18 protein-coding genes are annotated in these 15,881 nt (G+C 43.0%); 17 read left to right on the top strand and 1 reads right to left on the bottom strand.

Annotated features, from left to right (window positions below):
* The first annotated feature begins 79 nt into the window (after positions 1 to 79).
* Positions 80 to 1,129: a spermidine/putrescine ABC transporter substrate-binding protein PotD gene (potD, locus tag H0913_RS16360; protein WP_154603174.1), complete on the top strand. Its 1,050-nt coding sequence runs from the start codon at positions 80 to 82 to the stop codon at positions 1,127 to 1,129.
* 73 nt (positions 1,130 to 1,202) lie between these two features.
* Here the strand turns inward: potD and H0913_RS16355 are convergent, their stop codons facing one another.
* Complete coding sequence (locus H0913_RS16355; RefSeq protein ID WP_154639378.1) at positions 1,203 to 1,760, bottom strand: NADPH-dependent FMN reductase; 558 nt, start codon at positions 1,758 to 1,760, stop codon at positions 1,203 to 1,205.
* Positions 1,761 to 2,076: 316 nt separating this feature from the next.
* Between H0913_RS16355 and H0913_RS16350 the strand changes: the two genes are divergently transcribed.
* The 16 genes from H0913_RS16350 to H0913_RS16275 all read left to right on the top strand — a co-directional run bounded on the left by H0913_RS16350 (position 2,077) and on the right by H0913_RS16275 (position 15,757).
* Positions 2,077 to 2,649: a TetR/AcrR family transcriptional regulator gene (locus H0913_RS16350; protein ID WP_154603172.1), complete on the top strand. Its 573-nt coding sequence runs from the start codon at positions 2,077 to 2,079 to the stop codon at positions 2,647 to 2,649.
* 42 nt (positions 2,650 to 2,691) lie between these two features.
* Entirely contained in the window at positions 2,692 to 3,534 is an 843-nt protein-coding gene (locus H0913_RS16345) for a transcriptional regulator (protein ID WP_154603171.1), read from the top strand.
* Positions 3,531 to 4,031, top strand: coding sequence for a FidL-like protein (locus H0913_RS16340; RefSeq protein ID WP_154603170.1), 501 nt, complete (start codon positions 3,531 to 3,533; stop codon positions 4,029 to 4,031). Before H0913_RS16345 ends, H0913_RS16340 begins: the two co-directional genes overlap by 4 nt.
* Before the next feature lie 620 nt (positions 4,032 to 4,651).
* Positions 4,652 to 4,930, top strand: coding sequence for a BMC domain-containing protein (locus H0913_RS16335; RefSeq protein ID WP_004249182.1), 279 nt, complete (start codon positions 4,652 to 4,654; stop codon positions 4,928 to 4,930).
* A gap of 16 nt (positions 4,931 to 4,946) precedes the next feature.
* Positions 4,947 to 5,231: a BMC domain-containing protein gene (locus tag H0913_RS16330; protein WP_006658500.1), complete on the top strand. Its 285-nt coding sequence runs from the start codon at positions 4,947 to 4,949 to the stop codon at positions 5,229 to 5,231.
* A gap of 15 nt (positions 5,232 to 5,246) precedes the next feature.
* A complete protein-coding gene (locus H0913_RS16325) occupies positions 5,247 to 5,525 on the top strand; it encodes a BMC domain-containing protein (protein ID WP_006658501.1) in 279 nt (92 codons plus the stop codon).
* Positions 5,526 to 5,594: 69 nt separating this feature from the next.
* Positions 5,595 to 7,241, top strand: coding sequence for an acetaldehyde dehydrogenase (acetylating) (locus H0913_RS16320; protein WP_154603169.1), 1,647 nt, complete (start codon positions 5,595 to 5,597; stop codon positions 7,239 to 7,241).
* A 25-nt stretch (positions 7,242 to 7,266) separates the two neighbouring features.
* A complete protein-coding gene (locus H0913_RS16315) occupies positions 7,267 to 7,530 on the top strand; it encodes a EutN/CcmL family microcompartment protein (protein ID WP_036949246.1) in 264 nt (87 codons plus the stop codon).
* A 7-nt stretch (positions 7,531 to 7,537) separates the two neighbouring features.
* Positions 7,538 to 8,668: a 1-propanol dehydrogenase PduQ gene (locus tag H0913_RS16310; RefSeq protein ID WP_181477612.1), complete on the top strand. Its 1,131-nt coding sequence runs from the start codon at positions 7,538 to 7,540 to the stop codon at positions 8,666 to 8,668.
* Between the two features lie 59 nt (positions 8,669 to 8,727).
* A complete protein-coding gene (gene cutC, locus H0913_RS16305) occupies positions 8,728 to 12,159 on the top strand; it encodes a choline trimethylamine-lyase (protein ID WP_181477611.1) in 3,432 nt (1,143 codons plus the stop codon).
* An 83-nt stretch (positions 12,160 to 12,242) separates the two neighbouring features.
* Complete coding sequence (gene cutD / locus H0913_RS16300) at positions 12,243 to 13,193, top strand: choline TMA-lyase-activating enzyme (RefSeq protein WP_181478825.1); 951 nt, start codon at positions 12,243 to 12,245, stop codon at positions 13,191 to 13,193.
* 13 nt (positions 13,194 to 13,206) lie between these two features.
* Complete coding sequence (locus H0913_RS16295; protein WP_154603166.1) at positions 13,207 to 13,599, top strand: BMC domain-containing protein; 393 nt, start codon at positions 13,207 to 13,209, stop codon at positions 13,597 to 13,599.
* Positions 13,596 to 14,240 carry a phosphate propanoyltransferase gene (locus tag H0913_RS16290; RefSeq protein WP_036949251.1) on the top strand — a complete coding sequence of 215 codons (645 nt, stop codon included), beginning with the start codon at positions 13,596 to 13,598 and terminating at the stop codon, positions 14,238 to 14,240. Before H0913_RS16295 ends, H0913_RS16290 begins: the two co-directional genes overlap by 4 nt.
* A gap of 22 nt (positions 14,241 to 14,262) precedes the next feature.
* On the top strand, positions 14,263 to 14,946 hold the full coding sequence (locus H0913_RS16285) for a hypothetical protein (RefSeq protein ID WP_181477610.1): 684 nt from the start codon (positions 14,263 to 14,265) through the stop codon (positions 14,944 to 14,946).
* Positions 14,947 to 14,998: 52 nt separating this feature from the next.
* A complete protein-coding gene (locus H0913_RS16280; RefSeq protein ID WP_036949253.1) occupies positions 14,999 to 15,412 on the top strand; it encodes a DMT family transporter in 414 nt (137 codons plus the stop codon).
* Positions 15,413 to 15,430: 18 nt separating this feature from the next.
* A complete protein-coding gene (locus tag H0913_RS16275; RefSeq protein ID WP_036949254.1) occupies positions 15,431 to 15,757 on the top strand; it encodes a DMT family transporter in 327 nt (108 codons plus the stop codon).
* The last annotated feature ends 124 nt before the right edge of the window (positions 15,758 to 15,881 follow it).

Genomic DNA, 15,881 nt, shown 5'->3' with positions numbered 1-15,881 from the left:
ATGCCATCTGGCGAGAGGGTAGGCTTTAACTGAGCCTATGAAGATAGATAAAAAGCACTTTGTTGAGGGAAAATCAGTGATGAAAAAATGGTCCTATCTGCTAGCCGCAGGTTTAATGGCTGCAAGTATTGGCACGGCAACTGCCGCTGACGATAACAAAAACGTACTGTATTTCTATAACTGGACAGAATATGTTCCCCCCGGTTTATTAGAGCAATTTACTAAAGAGACTGGGATCAAGGTGATTTACTCCACCTATGAATCCAATGAAAGCATGTACACTAAATTGAAAACCTATAAAGAAGGGGCTTATGATTTAGTGGTGCCATCGACTTATTTTATCGACAAAATGAGCAAAGAAGGCATGCTGCAAAAGATTGATAAGACAAAACTGCCTAACTTTAAAAACCTCGATCCAAACCTTATCCATAAAGAATTCGACCCAAATAACGACTATTCAGTGCCTTATATTTGGGGCGCAACAGGGATCGGAATCAATGGTGATGCGGTTGATCCTAAGTCCGTCACTTCATGGGCAGACTTTTGGAAGCCAGAATACAAAAATAGCTTACTGATGATGGATGATGCCCGCGAAGTGTTCCAAGTGGCGCTAACAAAGCTTGGTTATTCTGGCAATACCACGGATCCAAAGCAGATTGAAGAAGCCTATAACGAACTGCAAAAATTGCGTCCAAATATTCTGGCCTTTAACTCAGACAACCCTGCAACCCCGTATATTGAAGGCGAAGTGGATGTCGGTATGCTGTGGAACGGCTCGGCATTTGTGGCTAGACAAGCGGGTTTACCGATTGAAGTTGTATGGCCAAAAGAGGGCGGTATTTTCTGGATGGACAGCTTAGCTATCCCTGCCAACGCGAAGAACGCAGAAGGGGCACACAAGCTTATCGACTTCTTATTACGCCCAGAAATTGCGGCACAAGTGGCGGAGTCTATCGGTTATCCGACGCCAAACTTAGAAGCGAAAAAATTATTACCAGCCGAGATTGCGAATGACCCATCTCTATACCCATCAGAAGAGGTATTGAAAAAAGGGGAATGGCAAAGCGATGTGGGGAATACCAATATTCTGTATGAAGAGTATTTCCAAAAGCTGAAAGCAGGGCGTTAATATCGATTCTGTTTGGCTATTGTTATATAAGGCATCACGCTGGTGATGCCTTTTTTACATACAAAATCAGTGATTAACGCACGCGATTATGGATAACAAATTTGGCAAAGTTATCTGCCCAAGGCTGTAAGAAATCCTTACTTTTTGGGGAAATGGTGTCTTGCTCATCCACCATGCCGTCATACCATTTTAAATAACACTCAGGTTGATTCATCGTCGGCATATTGAGGAACGCGAGGCTATTGCGTAAATGTTGCTGGGCAATTGCGGTGCTAATATTACCAATCGAAACCCCTAATACGCCCGCAGGAATACCATCCCATGAGTTATCTCCCCAAGGGCGAGAGCCTTGGTCAATTGCATTCTTTAATACACCTGGCATTGAGCGGTTATATTCCGGTGTTGCGAAGATAATGCCGTCTGATGCTTTGATTTGGCTCTTAAAATTAGCCACTACCGCGGGAACATTCTGGTCGGCTTCTTGGTTATAGAGAGGTAAATCAGCAATGCTGATAAATTTGAAGGTAAAATTCGATGGGAATAATTTAGTGATGGCTTTGGCGACTTTTAGATTATAAGAGTCAGCACGTAAACTACCCACAACCACACCGATATTATACTGATTGGACATAATCAAAACCTCTTCTTATGTTGTGAAAATACAACGAACTCGCATATTTTCTTTGGAATAGGAATTTCTTTAATAATTTAGCATAATAAAATTCATTAAAAATAAATTAAGTTAAATTTAATTTTTTCCAATTGTAAATTGCAGGAAATTCATTACGTTATTTGTTTATATTTTCAAATTAACTTTGTGATTTAGGGTGGCTAAAAAAGAATACTGTGACGTCAATTACACTATTCGTATTTAATTCCTCTCAATATTCTCTTCATTGATACGAGTCAAAATAGAACATACCGACTGGTCGGTATTATTCATTCCCATGAACACACTCGTGCATCCAAGAAAAAAAGATCCAATCAAACGACAAGAAGAGTTGCTAAAGGCAGCTAGGATAATCGCTGGTCGAGAAGGTATTGCGGCGCTTTCGCTGAATGCTGTCGCCAGAGAAGCGGGTGTGAGTAAAGGGGGGTTAATGCACCATTTCCCCAGTAAACAAGAACTTATTCACGCATTGTTTATCCAGCTATTAGACATCATGGATGTGCGTATTGCCGCCATTATGGCGAATGATTCCGATCCTTATGGGCGATTTTCTCGTGCCTATTTGCACTACGTTGGCGAGCTTAAAGACTCCGATGAAAGTTTTCAGCTCGCACTTTTATCATTGGCTATGCCCACAGAGCCTGTGTTGCGTAAATGCTGGCGTGATTGGATGTTAGGGCATCTCGCTCAAGGTGATGCATTTGATAATGGCTATTTGGGGGCTTTAGTGCGCTATGCCGCCGATGGGCTGTGGTTATCTGCGTTAACGGAAGGCCCTACATTATCGAGCCAAGAACGTAATGCCATCATTCAGCGGTTAACACAAATTTCGTTTGAAGAGATGGGTTAGTTTTCCAAGGGAAAATACGTCTAAACATACAATGAGGCGATAATGAAATATAAAATCAATGCCTTCATTATTTATGATGCCGTTGATGGCACTTTATCTTTAAAAAAAGATGAGGTGGATACTCAGCTGTCTATTACGGCTAATGCATTATTATTCTATTTAATTCAAAAAAAAGGCGTAGTTTCTCGTGATGAAGTGCTTAAGGCGGTTTGGGATGATAATGGTCTGGTTTCATCAAACAGTAATTTAAACCAGTATCTCAGCCTGCTAAGGAAAACATTTCGACAATACGGTATTGAAAACATTATTGTCACCGTTGCTCGTGGGCGCTTAGAGTTTAATTCTGAGATTTTATTGGAATTACTCGATGAAGAGACGCTCAATACCACACACTTATTAAACAGCCTGAATGAAATACAAAAAGCCGAAGTGGTTCTGGCTTCTTCCTTAGAGACTAAACCTGCTGAATCCCCCTCTGAAAAATTACCGTATTCATTACCAAAACAGAAACGTGAAATTTGCTGGTATCTCGCGAGTGCGGCTTTTTTATGTAGCTCCATTTTATTGGCAGCGATGAGCTATTTTTCATCTCAGCCCTCCGCGCCAATGGTTTTGCCAACGCTAGAACATACCAGCTGCGATGTGTTATCTAATGAAAAAATGATTAACGCTTTTGTGGCTGATAACTATGTCCAAAACTTTGATAAAGTTAGGAAAAACTTAAATTTGGCGTGTAATGATAAAGAGCGTTTTGTCTTCTTTTATGGGGATAAATTGCAGAAGAATGGCTTAGGGCGCGTCTTTCTCGCCCATTGCGCTGCCAATGAATCCAATCCATTCAGTTATTGTGATAATTATTTTTATTATTCTTGGAAGCCACAATGAAAATATCGGGAAAGCTATTATGTCTCGTGAGTGCGCTGATCTTTGCGTGTGTTGTGATTTATACACAGTCAGTTGTATTGGCCAATAAAAATTCCGGTCAAATGGCGTGTTCAACCAAGGGGATTATGCGTTTTGAGAATATGAAGGATGAAAACGTTAACGGTAATATTCACTTTAATTTTGGGACGAACGGAGAAGGCTCTATTGTTGTCGAAGGATATACCACCTCCAGCGCCGGATGGCTTTATTTACAGCGATATGTCAAATTCAAATACACCAGCAAACGTATTTCGCCAACGGAACAGCACTATAATATTAGCCACTGGGAAGCCAGTGCTTCCTCAATTGATGAATCCCCTAATGTGATTTTTGATTATTTTATGCGGGAAATGTCAGATAGCCATGACGGCTTATTTATCAATGCCCAAAAACTCAATGATAAAGCGCTACTCTTGAGTTCAATTAATTCCCCTTTGTTTATCTGCACGCCTAAATAAGCGCGTGGACTTGATTGATAGCCCATGCAGCTTGGGGCCTATCCACACATTCATTCCTATTGGTTTACTGCACAACTTTAACTAGCAAGTTGATACAGCTTTTACTGCCTGGCAATCAGTGATATCACACTGTGTGCCTTGTAAAACAAAGCAATTTCCTTTCTGCTTATATTCTTATCTTCCCACCTCTCATTAGCTTATGGCTCGGGCGTGAGGCAAGCCACACTTATTATTGACCAAATTACCTTCTTGCATCAGCTCAATCACATCTTGTTAACCATTCCTCCAATAAACCCGTTATCCGCATTTATGGTTTTTTCTTCCACCAGATAGATACGTGAATTTTCCAGTTTATTAGCATAGAGATGTGAATCTGCTGCCTGTTGATTATAAATTCTGGGTTTTTATTCTAATTATCTTCACTTCATGGATTTATATTTTGTTTTATTTTTTGGGGATTATAGTGATTTTGAAGCCAAAAGCTGCGTTCAATTAATCACCACGCAGACTCAATTGGCATAAATGTTTACTCACAGTTAAGAGGCATCAACGTTCTGGAACATGGCTCTTAGGTGCTGCGGGTAGAGAAAAACGTAACGGCTTCCTTGGAGGAAACAACAATGGGTGATGCATTAGGACTTATTGAAACAAAAGGTTTGGTGGCTTGTATTGAAGCAGCTGATGCAATGTGCAAAGCCGCTAACGTCGAGCTAATCGGCTATGAAAACGTGGGTTCTGGTCTCGTGACTGCCATGGTGAAAGGTGATGTTGGCGCAGTAAAAGCGGCAGTAGATTCCGGTGTCGAATCTGCACAGCGTGTTGGTGAAGTGGTGACATCGTTAGTCATCGCCCGTCCACATAACGATATCAACAAAATCGTGATTAAACATAAAGCATAGCGTTTTCGGGGGAAATATGGGTGATGCATTAGGTCTTATTGAAACACAAGGGCTCGTTGCTTGTATCGAAGCAGCTGATGCGATGTGTAAAGCCGCTAACGTGGTGCTGATTGGCTATGAAAATGTGGGTTCTGGGTTAGTCACCGCCATGGTGAAAGGGGATGTTGGCGCAGTTAAAGCGGCAGTGGATTCTGGCGTTGAATCTGCATCTCGTATTGGCACCGTCGTGACCTCTCTGGTTATCGCTCGTCCACACAGCGACATCCAGAAAATTGTCTCTCAGTATAAAGTCGCAGAATAAATAGGAAATTTACTTATGAAAGAAGCTCTTGGCTTAATTGAAACCAAAGGTTTAGTGGCGTGTATCGAAGCTGCTGATGCAATGTGCAAAGCCGCTAACGTCGAGCTAATCGGCTATGAAAATGTGGGCTCTGGACTCGTCACCGCCATGGTAAAAGGCGATGTGGGTGCTGTTAATGCGGCGGTTGAATCCGGTGTCGAAGCTGCCAAGCGTGTTGGCACCGTGGTGACTTCTCGTGTGATAGCAAGACCACACAATGATATCGGCAAAATCGCGCAGCAGCATAAAGCTTAATCATTAGAAGTATTAGATAAAACAACAAATTAGTAAGTTTAATCTTTTGACTCCGGTACGGGGGAAGACATGGTTGCATTAGATAAAGATCTGCAATCCAGACAACTGGCTAGAGAGCTGGTTAGAAATGCGAAACAAGCACAAAAAATCTTTGCGACTTTTTCGCAGGAGAAAATCGACAGTATTGTTAAACACATTGCGACAGAATCTGCTCGTCATGCAGAAGAGTTAGCAAAAATGGCGAATGAAGAGACGGGTTTTGGGAAGTGGCAAGACAAGGTCCTGAAAAATACGTTCGCTTCAGTTCGTGTGTATGAACATATTAAAGATCTGAAAACAGTTGGCATCATTAATGATGACAAAATCAATAAAGTTATGGATGTGGGTGTTCCGTTAGGGGTTATCACGGCACTGGTGCCTTCGACTAACCCAACTTCAACCATTATCTATAAAACATTGATTGCCTTGAAAGCCGGTAACGCAATCGTCTTTTCCCCCCATCCAAACGCGAAAGCATGTAGTTTTAGAACGCTTGAGATCGTAAAAAAAGCGGCACTTGAAGCGGGTGCGCCAGCAGGTATCGTCGATGGTGTGACTATGCTAACGCTGGAAGCAACAAAAGAATTAATGCACAGCAAAGATGTTTCTCTCATTCTGGCAACGGGTGGGGAAGGCATGGTACGCGCCGCTTATGCCTCTGGCACACCAACAATCAGTGGTGGCCCTGGTAACGGTCCTGCTTTCATTGAACGTAGCGCGGATATCAAAAAAGCCGTCAGTGACATCATTACCAGCAAAACGTTTGATAACGGTGTGATTTGCGCATCTGAGCAATCCATCATTGTTGAACGCTGCATTTACAACGACGTTCACCGCGAATTATTAGCTCAAGGCGCTTACTTCATGAATGAAGATGAAGCGAAACGCATGGCTTCGATGCTACTGAGAGCGAATGGCACGATTAACCCTGAAGTCGTAGGAAAAGACGCGATTACGTTGAGCCAACGTGCGGGCTTTAGTGTTCCTGCTAATACGCGAGTGTTAATTGCGCTACAAGACACCGTCTCACCGAAAAACCCGTATTCACGGGAAAAACTGTGCCCAATCTTAGGCATGTATGTTGAAGAGGATTGGCGCTCTGCGTGCCACCGTGTTGTTGATTTGCTGACTAACGAAGGCTTAGGACACACGCTGGTGATCCACACGCAAAATGAAGATGTTATTCGCCAATTTTCTCTCGAAAAACCGGTTAACCGTATTTTGATTAATACGCCAGCCGCACTAGGTGGAATTGGTGCAACCACCAATATTACGCCAGCACTGACATTAGGATGTGGAGCGATTGGAGGTGGTTCTAGTTCTGACAACGTCGGTCCGATGAACTTGCTCAATATCCGTAAAGTCGGTTATGGCGTTCGTTCCATTGATGATTTGAGACAACCCGCACCAGTGAGTGCTCCGGCTTACTCAACATCGCCAATCGCATCGACTGGGCATGGAAATCAAGCGTCTGTCAGTATTCTCGATGATGACCGTTTTCGTCAGGCTCAACCAGTAAAAGCTCAAAGTAATAGCGCTGCGGATAACCGATTTGCTAATGCAGTGAGTCATGTTGACGTTGCCGATGTTGCTGAAGCGGTCGCCACTCATGGGGAGATCACGGAAGAGAATGTCGAGCAGATTATTAAGGCCGTTCTCGGACGCCTAAATAAGTAATTTATTGAGATAAGGCGGGTAAATCATGATTTTGGCAAAGGTAATTGGACATGTTGTCGCAACGCAGAAATGCCAAGAGCTTAGTGGCAGTAATTTACTGATGATCACGGCGCTTGGTGATGATCTCAAACCGTTGAAGGACAAAACGTATGTTGCGGTGGACAGTGTAGGCGCAGGTATTAATGACCTTGTTCTGGCGGAAGAGTACTTCGCATTGAATAAGGACAAATACAAAGCGATGTCCGTGGTTGCCATTGTTGAAAAAGTGTATCGAGACGGTAGGGAGTAAATAACGCATGAACCAGTTTTTGATTAAACCAAGGGTGCAATTCGGTGCGAATGCTTTGGATTATTTATCTCAGGTTAACGCCCAGCACGCGTTTATCGTAACCGATAAAGCGATGGTGAAATTTGGGGTAGCCGACGAAGTGATTCATCGATTATCTCAACAGGGAATTTCATTTTCTCTGTATGACGATGTCGTGCCTGACCCGGAAATCTCGTCCATCGTAAAAGGCATGAAAATCATGGATAGCCAATATCCAGATTTAGTGATTGCACTGGGCGGTGGTTCGGTGATTGATGCGGCAAAAGCGATTATTTACTCCCTATGGCATACCCGCCAAGACAGCCATAGAGCCAAACCTCATTTTGTGGCTATTCCGACAACCAGCGGAACAGGCTCTGAAGTCACGTCTTTTTCGGTGATTAAGTCTAATTCCGAGAAGTTGGTATTGGTTGATGAGTTTATGTTGCCCGATGTGGCGATTTTAGACCCTGTTTTAGTGAAGTCAGTCCCTGCTGCTATCACGGCAGATACGGGAATGGATGTGCTATGTCATGCCCTAGAAGCTTATGTTTCACGCAGTGCCTCTGACTTTTCAGATGCGCTTGCCGAGAAAGCCGTTCAGTTAGTTTTTGCTCACTTAATAGATTGCTATCGCGACGGCAGTAACTTAGTGGCTCGTGAAAAAATGCATAACGCATCGTGTATTGCTGGAATGGCATTTACCAACGCATCCCTGGGGATCACCCATAGCTTAGCGCACGCACTTGGCGGCGTGTTCCATATTCCACATGGTCGCGCGAATGCGCTATTGATGGCTCAAGTGGTGGCATTTAATGCGGGGCTAGAAGGGTGTTGTGAAACCAACGCGGCGAAGCGTTATGCCGATTTAGCCAGAAAACTTAATTTACCGGCTTCAAATATACGAGAAGGCGTTGAGAGCTTAATTATGGCAATCAACGTATTGAAAGATGAAATGAATATGCCGAAAGGCATTCACGCTACAGGCGTCAATGAAACTGATTTTAATGCCCGTTTAGGGGAAATGGTTGGACAGGCGTTGCGCGATAGTTGCACTCCGACTAATCCACGGGACGTAAATGAAAAGCAGCTAGAAGCACTGTACAGACAGTCTTTTTAATAGTTAACGCTTTTTATGTGATGAATAACGAACTAGAAAGAACATCAGGAGAGGCTAACATGGCCAAATATGCTTTGACCCCACGTGTAAAAACACTGGCTGAACGTTTAAGTGCTCGCAATTGCTCAATCATTACCGAACGTGCCAACATTCTTGAAACTGTCAGAAATCAATTAACAGGGGCGCCTCAAGCGATTAAACCCGCTCAGCGTTTTTATGAGTTTATTCGTAATTTCCCTGCTTTTATTGCACAAGATGAATTGATTATTGGTAGCCAATCTTCAACTCCTCGCGGTGCAATTTTCCATACGGAAGATGAAGTACACAGCCAGAGTATTTATGAGTTTTTAGCGGGTGATAGCACAATCGCCGCACCGGATTATTTAGTGGTACTAAATGTCGGATTTGCGGAAATCAAAAACCAGCTAGAAAATCGCGTTAGAAATATTGGTAGTGCCGTTAGCCGTAATAGTATTGATGAGGCAAATAACTGTCGTGCAGCAATTTATGCCTGTGATGCAGCCATCCATTTTGCAAACGCTTTAGCTGTACGAGCAGAAAATCTTGCGGCCACAGAAGCTAACCCATATCGTCGTGCCGAATTACAAGAAAGCGCGGAAGTATTACGCCAAGTACCTGCAAAACCAGCACAAACCTTTAAAGAAGCTTGCCAAGCGTTCTACCTATTACAACTGATTTTGCATTTAGAAAATGGCAGCTATGCCGTGAACCCAATGGGTTTCGACAAAGCCGTTTATCCATTCTATCAGCGCGACATTGAGCAAGGTCGATTAACTCAACAACAGGCTTACGAGATTGTTGAAAGCTTATGGTTAAAACTGGCTGAGCTGTCAGAAGTCCGTGCAACACGCGCCATTGATGGTTATCCAATGTTTGATGCACTGAAAGGCGGTGTTTATCTTAATGATCCGCAAGTTTGCATTAACGAACTTTCCGCGATGATGCTTTCTGCTCATGAAAATATCAGCGCAATTAATGCTGGATTAAAAGTCCGTTTATATTGCGGTCAAGCAAGCACGCAGCCTCAATATTCTGCGGCTTCAGCGAGTTATGTAGCACCAACGGCTCAACAAGATAATGAATTCAAAGTGATGGAAGGGTTAACGCCGCGCTTACAGCGTTTGCGTAACCGTTATCTAGAAGCGCGTCCAAGCGTGTCTATCTATCGCGCATTAGCCTTTACGGAAGTAGTGAAAAATAACCCAGGTTTACCGCCGATTTTATTACGTGCAAAAGCGTTCCGTCGTGCATGTGAAACCGCACCTATCTTGATTCAGCCTGAAGAGCTGATTGTCGGTCACCCATGTGGTAAAGCGCGCGCAGGTGCATTTTCACCTGATATCGCATGGCGCTGGGTAGTGGATGAACTCGATACAATGAGCACTCGCCCACAAGATCCATTTGTGATCTCCGAAGAAGATAAAAAAGTGATTCGTGAAGAAATTGCGCCATTCTGGGAAGGTCGTTCTCTGGATGAAATTTGTGAAGCGCAATATCGTGAAGCTGGGGTTTGGGAATTCAGCGGCGAAACTTTTGTGAGTGACTTGTCTTATCACCAAATCAATGGCGGTGGCGATACTTGCCCTGGTTATGACGTATTGCTTTTCACCAAGGGCATGAATGGCATTAAAGCGGATGCTCAGGCAAGACTGGCTGAGTTAAGCATGCAAAATCCAGAGGACATCGACCGCATCTATTTCTATAAAGCCTCGATTGAAACCTGTGAAGGTGTGGTGGCTTATGCGCATCGTATCGCTGAACATGCTCGTGAACTGGCTTCTCAAGAGACAGATCAGAAACGTCGTGAAGAGTTACTCACAATTGCTCAAGTGAACGAAAATGTACCGGCGAATCCACCAAAAACATTGCAAGAAGCGCTGCAAAGTATTTGGACTGTGGAATCCTTGTTTGAAATTGAAGAAAACCAAACAGGATTGTCATTAGGCCGTTTAGACCAATACTGTTTCCCAATGTATGAAAGCGATATTCAATCGGGTCGTTTAACCCAAGACCAAGCACTGGAAATGATGCAGGCGTTTATCATCAAATGTGCGGAATTAATGTGGATGTCCAGTGAGCTGGGTGCTAAATATTTCGCTGGGTATCAGCCATTTATCAACTTAACTGTGGGTGGTCAAAAACGCTCTGGTGGTGATGCATGTAACGATTTAACGTACTTAATTATGGATGCAGTACGTTTCGTGAAAGTTTACCAGCCATCATTAGCATGCCGTATTCACAACCAATCTCCGCAAAAATATATGGAAAAAATCGTGGATGTGGTGAAAGCCGGTATGGGCTTCCCTGCCTGCCACTTTGATGATTCCCATATCAAAATGATGCTGCGTAAAGGCTTTGATTTCGAAGATGCTCGCGACTATTGCTTAATGGGTTGCGTGGAACCACAAAAATCAGGTCGAATTTATCAGTGGACATCAACGGGTTACACCCAGTGGCCAATCGCCATTGAGTTTGTTTTGAACCGTGGTCGGATGGTGCTGTTCGATAGTCACCAAGGTTTAGATACCGGGGATCTGCGTAGCCTGAAAACGTTCGAAGATTTCGACAATGCCGTGAAAGCGCAAATTGCCCATATTGTTCGTCTGTCTGCGATTGGTACGGTCATCAGCCAGCGTGTTCACCGTGATGTCGCGCCAAAACCATTGATGTCTTTACTGGTGGAAGGCTGTATGGAGAAAGGGAAAGATGTTGCGGCGGGTGGTGCAATGATTAACCACGGCCCGGGGCTGATTTTCTCTGGTCTAGCAACTTACGTTGACTCAATGGCGGCTATTCGCAAAGTGGTTTATGAAGAGGGCCGCTATACCTTAGAGCAAGTGCGCGATGGCCTGCTTGCCAACTTTGAAGGTTATGAAGAGTTACGTCGTGATTGCCTGAATGCACCTAAGTTCGGTAATGATGACAACTATGTCGACCAATATGCTTTAGACATTACTGAATGGACTGAACGCGAGTGCCGCAAATACGACATGCTGTATTCCACATTGAGTCACGGCACATTATCTATTTCTAACAATACGCCGATTGGCGAGCTAACTGCCGCGACTGCGAATGGTCGTTTAGCGTGGATGCCTCTGTCAGATGGGATTAGCCCAACTCAAGGGGCGGATAAACAGGGCCCAACGGCAATTATTAAATCCATCAGTAAGATGAACGTGGAAACGATGAACATCGGTATGGTGCATAACTTTAAGTTCTTAAAAGGCTTATTAGATACACCAGAAGGTCGCAATGGGTTAATCACGTTGTTAAGAACGGCATCCATTTTGGGTAACGGTCAAATGCAGTTCAGCTACGTTGATAACGAAATGCTGAAAAAAGCACAGCAAGAACCTGAGAAATATCGTGACTTAATCGTTCGTGTTGCTGGCTACAGTGCTTACTTCGTTGAGTTATGTAAAGAGGTTCAGGATGAAATCATTAGCCGTACTGTGATTGAGAAATTCTAAACCAAATCTGGGTGGGGATAGGCTGCTATTCCCACCATACATAATAAAAACAATAAGTTTGAAACTGTTTTGGAGATGCAATGATGAACACAGCGGCAGAAATCAGAGGGCGGATATTTAATATCCAGAAATACTCAATTTATGACGGTGATGGCATTCGAACCCTAATTTTTCTTAAAGGATGCAATATTCGTTGCCCTTGGTGCGCTAACCCTGAAGGGCTAAGTAGCCAGTTCCAAGTGATGTTTTCCCACGATAAATGTGTTGGATGTGGGAAGTGTGTGGATGTTTGCCCTGCGGGGATCCATTACATGACCACCAATGAGCAAGGGGAAGCCGTCCACCGCGTAAATCGTAGTATTGACTGCATCGGTTGCCGTAAATGTGAGGAAGTGTGCATTTCTGATGCGCTAGACATTATGGGAAAAGATGTCACGGTCTCAGAAATGATGGAGATCATCATGCAAGACTACGATTTTTATATTTCCTCTGGTGGTGGTGTCACGATTGGTGGCGGTGAAATGAGTTTACAGACAGATTTTGCCGTTGAGCTTTTGCGTGAATGCAAAAAAATGATGATTAATACGGCGATTGAAACACAGGGTACAACGTCATTAGCTAATTATGAAAAGTTAGCCGAAGTTGTCGACCTATTCCTGTTTGATGTTAAGCATATCGATACTGTTGAACACAAAAATCTGTTTGGTATTGGTAATGAAAATGTGCGTCGCAACCTCGAAAGATTAATGGAACTAGGGGCAAATGTGGTGATGCGTATGCCTTTAGTTCGTGGATATAACGATTCTTTTGATGCAATAACAGGCGCAATTGAATACGCCATGGAATTGTCGAAACGCGGCAATTTAAGTCGAATTGATATTCTGCCTTATCACCAGCTTGGTCGCGGAAAATACGACAAGCTCGACATGATTTATCCCATCAAGAAAGACCCAACCTACAGCGCGGAAGAGTTAGATCAATTAGAGGCTTTCTTTAAAAAATTCGATTTCGATATTCGACTGGTTCGTCACTAAGTAGGAGAGAAAAATGAAAAGTTTAGGCGTCATTGAGACTTACGGGCTGACATCAGCAATACAAGCTGCGGATGCTGCATGCAAAGCGGCGAGTGTCGAGATTGTTGGCTACCGTAAAATCGGTTCTGGCTTAGTTTCTGTTTGTTTTCAAGGGGAAATTAGTGCAGTAAGAACCGCCGTTGACCATGGTGCATCGGTTATCAGCCATCAAGACCTATTAAAAGGCACATTAGTCATTGCCCGCCCAGAAGAGCGAGTGATCACCCAGCTGCTATCCACTAAGCATAACGCGAGCGAAGAAGAAAACGGTGTTGAAAAACCGGTCGTTGAGGCGCCCGTGGCGATGGATGTCGAGATTGCCGCTGTGGAGCCAAAAGCTGATGTGCGTAAAGGGAAAAAATCATGATAAACCAGCAGCTGATGGGAAAAATTCTGTCTCGCTTAGCTATGTCAAACCCAGCCTCAATGATTGATAGCCCCATTGCTATCCCTGTGGGCGTTTCGAACCGTCATGTCCATCTTTCACAAGAAGATGTTACCGCGCTTTTTGGTGAAGGTTATCAACTGACGCCATTTAAAGACTTGAAGCAACCAGGTCAATTTGCGGCAAAAGAGTGTGTGATGGTGGTTGGGCCTAAAGGGTCGATCAGTAAAGTGCGAGTGTTAGGACCCACAAGACCAACAACCCAGCTGGAAGTCTCGAAAGCAGATTGTTTTGCATTAGGTATTAAAGCGCCAGTACGTGAATCTGGCGATTTAAATCAATCGGGGAGTGCGTTGTTAATTGGCCCCGCAGGGCACGTTAATCTTTGTGAACAAGTCATTTGCGCTCAGCGCCATATTCACATGAATTTAATGGATGCTAGGTCGCTAAATGTCTCCAATGGACAGCGAGTATGTGTTCGCACGGAAGGTGAACGTAGTCTCGTATTTGATGAGGTCGTTGTTCGAGTGGATGCAAGGTTTTCTCTGGAGTTTCATATTGATACAGATGAAGCGAATGCGGCAGGGTTACGTAACAGTGACAGCGTGTTTGTTGTCAGTTAAGTCCTAAATGAACGGTGGCAATATGAACGAAAAAATGATTGAGCAGATAGTGTTACAGGTACTGCAACAGCTGAAACGACGAGTCTTGGTGTTATTGTCCCCAAGCCAAGACTATCAACAGGCGGTTTATCAGCGTTTATTGCAGTTACCTTCAATGTCTTTTTCTTTCTATGCCACCAAGGAGATGCTAACGCAATCGACGATAAATCAATGGAAAGAAATTGGGCAATGTTTTGATATTCATACCTTTAATATGGGAAAACTTGCAGGATTTCACGGGGTTTTTCTCCCTTTTATAGGAACCAAGGTACTGAATGAAGTCGTGAATGGGTTGGCAACCAGCGAAGAGAGTGAAATTATCATCCAAACACTCTCTCGAAATATTCCTATCATGGCATTGAAATATCATTGCTGCCCTGACAGTGATTTGAACCAAATATTAGGTTTGAATAAAAATGAACATTATAACCGCCTTATTAAAGAGAATATGAATAAGGCTATCTCATTAGGTATTCAATTCGATACATTTAATAATATTGAAAATAAAATGCTCATTAAAAATGATGAGATATCGAGTGAAAATAAAATAAACCAGAATCGCTATATTACTTTGAGAGAAGTAATGAATGACCCAAAGGAATATTCCCTAAATAAAAATAAATTAACAGATTCGGCAATGGATTATTTAAAGTCTCTAAAAAAATAAATTTTATTTCAATTTAATATTTTAAACGTCTATCTATGTAGGAGTATTATCTATGTCCTCTAAAGCAAAATCATGGCTTTGGATGCTAGCGGTTATTATTTCTGAAACCTCAGCAACATCCACATTGAAAATGTTCGATAATAGTGAAGGAACAACTAAATCATTATTATTAGGTCTGATAGTGATTCTTTATGTTATCTGTTATTACTCTCTTTCTCGCGCAGTGAAATATATTCCGGTTGGGCTAGCGTATGCGACTTGGTCGGGTACTGGTATTTTGATGGTTTCAACTTTAGGTATGCTGTTTTATGGGCAGCACCCTGATATGGCGGCAATGATTGGGATGGGGGTTATTGCCTCTGGGATCGTGATTATGAACCTGTTTTCTAAAATGGGCTCGGATGAGGCGGAACCGGCTGAAAATTCGGATGCGTCACTGTCTTCAACCAACAAAGTTGCTCATTAATAAGAAGAGAGAAATATTATGTTTACTGGATTTTTATGGTTGGCATTATCAATTGGTTCAGAAATCACGGGTACATCGATGATCAAAAAAACCAATAGTTTTAGCAAATTAGGCCCGTCAATTTTAGTGATTGTGGCTTATTGTCTGTGCTATTTCGCGTTAACACGTGCAATGGGCTATATCCCTGTTGGGGTTGCGTATTCTTTATGGTGTGGGTTTGGTATTGTTGGTGTGACGTTAGTTTCAATGATTTTATATAAACAAAAACCGGATGTGCCCGCAGTCTTCGCGATGGGATTAATTATCTCTGGCGGCATTATTATGAATACTTTCTCAAATATGTAACCTCGCGTTTTATCTCTCTTGTACCCATTGATTATTACCTGTGATTATCAGGTGATAATCAATGACTGTTTCACAACATAAAATGAATGTTTGACGCTAAGAGCCTCTATCTATCCTATGCTAA

It is taken from the genome of Providencia rettgeri, assembly GCF_013702265.1.
Taxonomy (GTDB): Bacteria; Pseudomonadota; Gammaproteobacteria; order Enterobacterales; family Enterobacteriaceae; genus Providencia; species Providencia zhijiangensis.
Note: the sequence above shows the minus strand (reverse complement) of the source record. Positions and strands in the feature narration are given on the sequence as shown.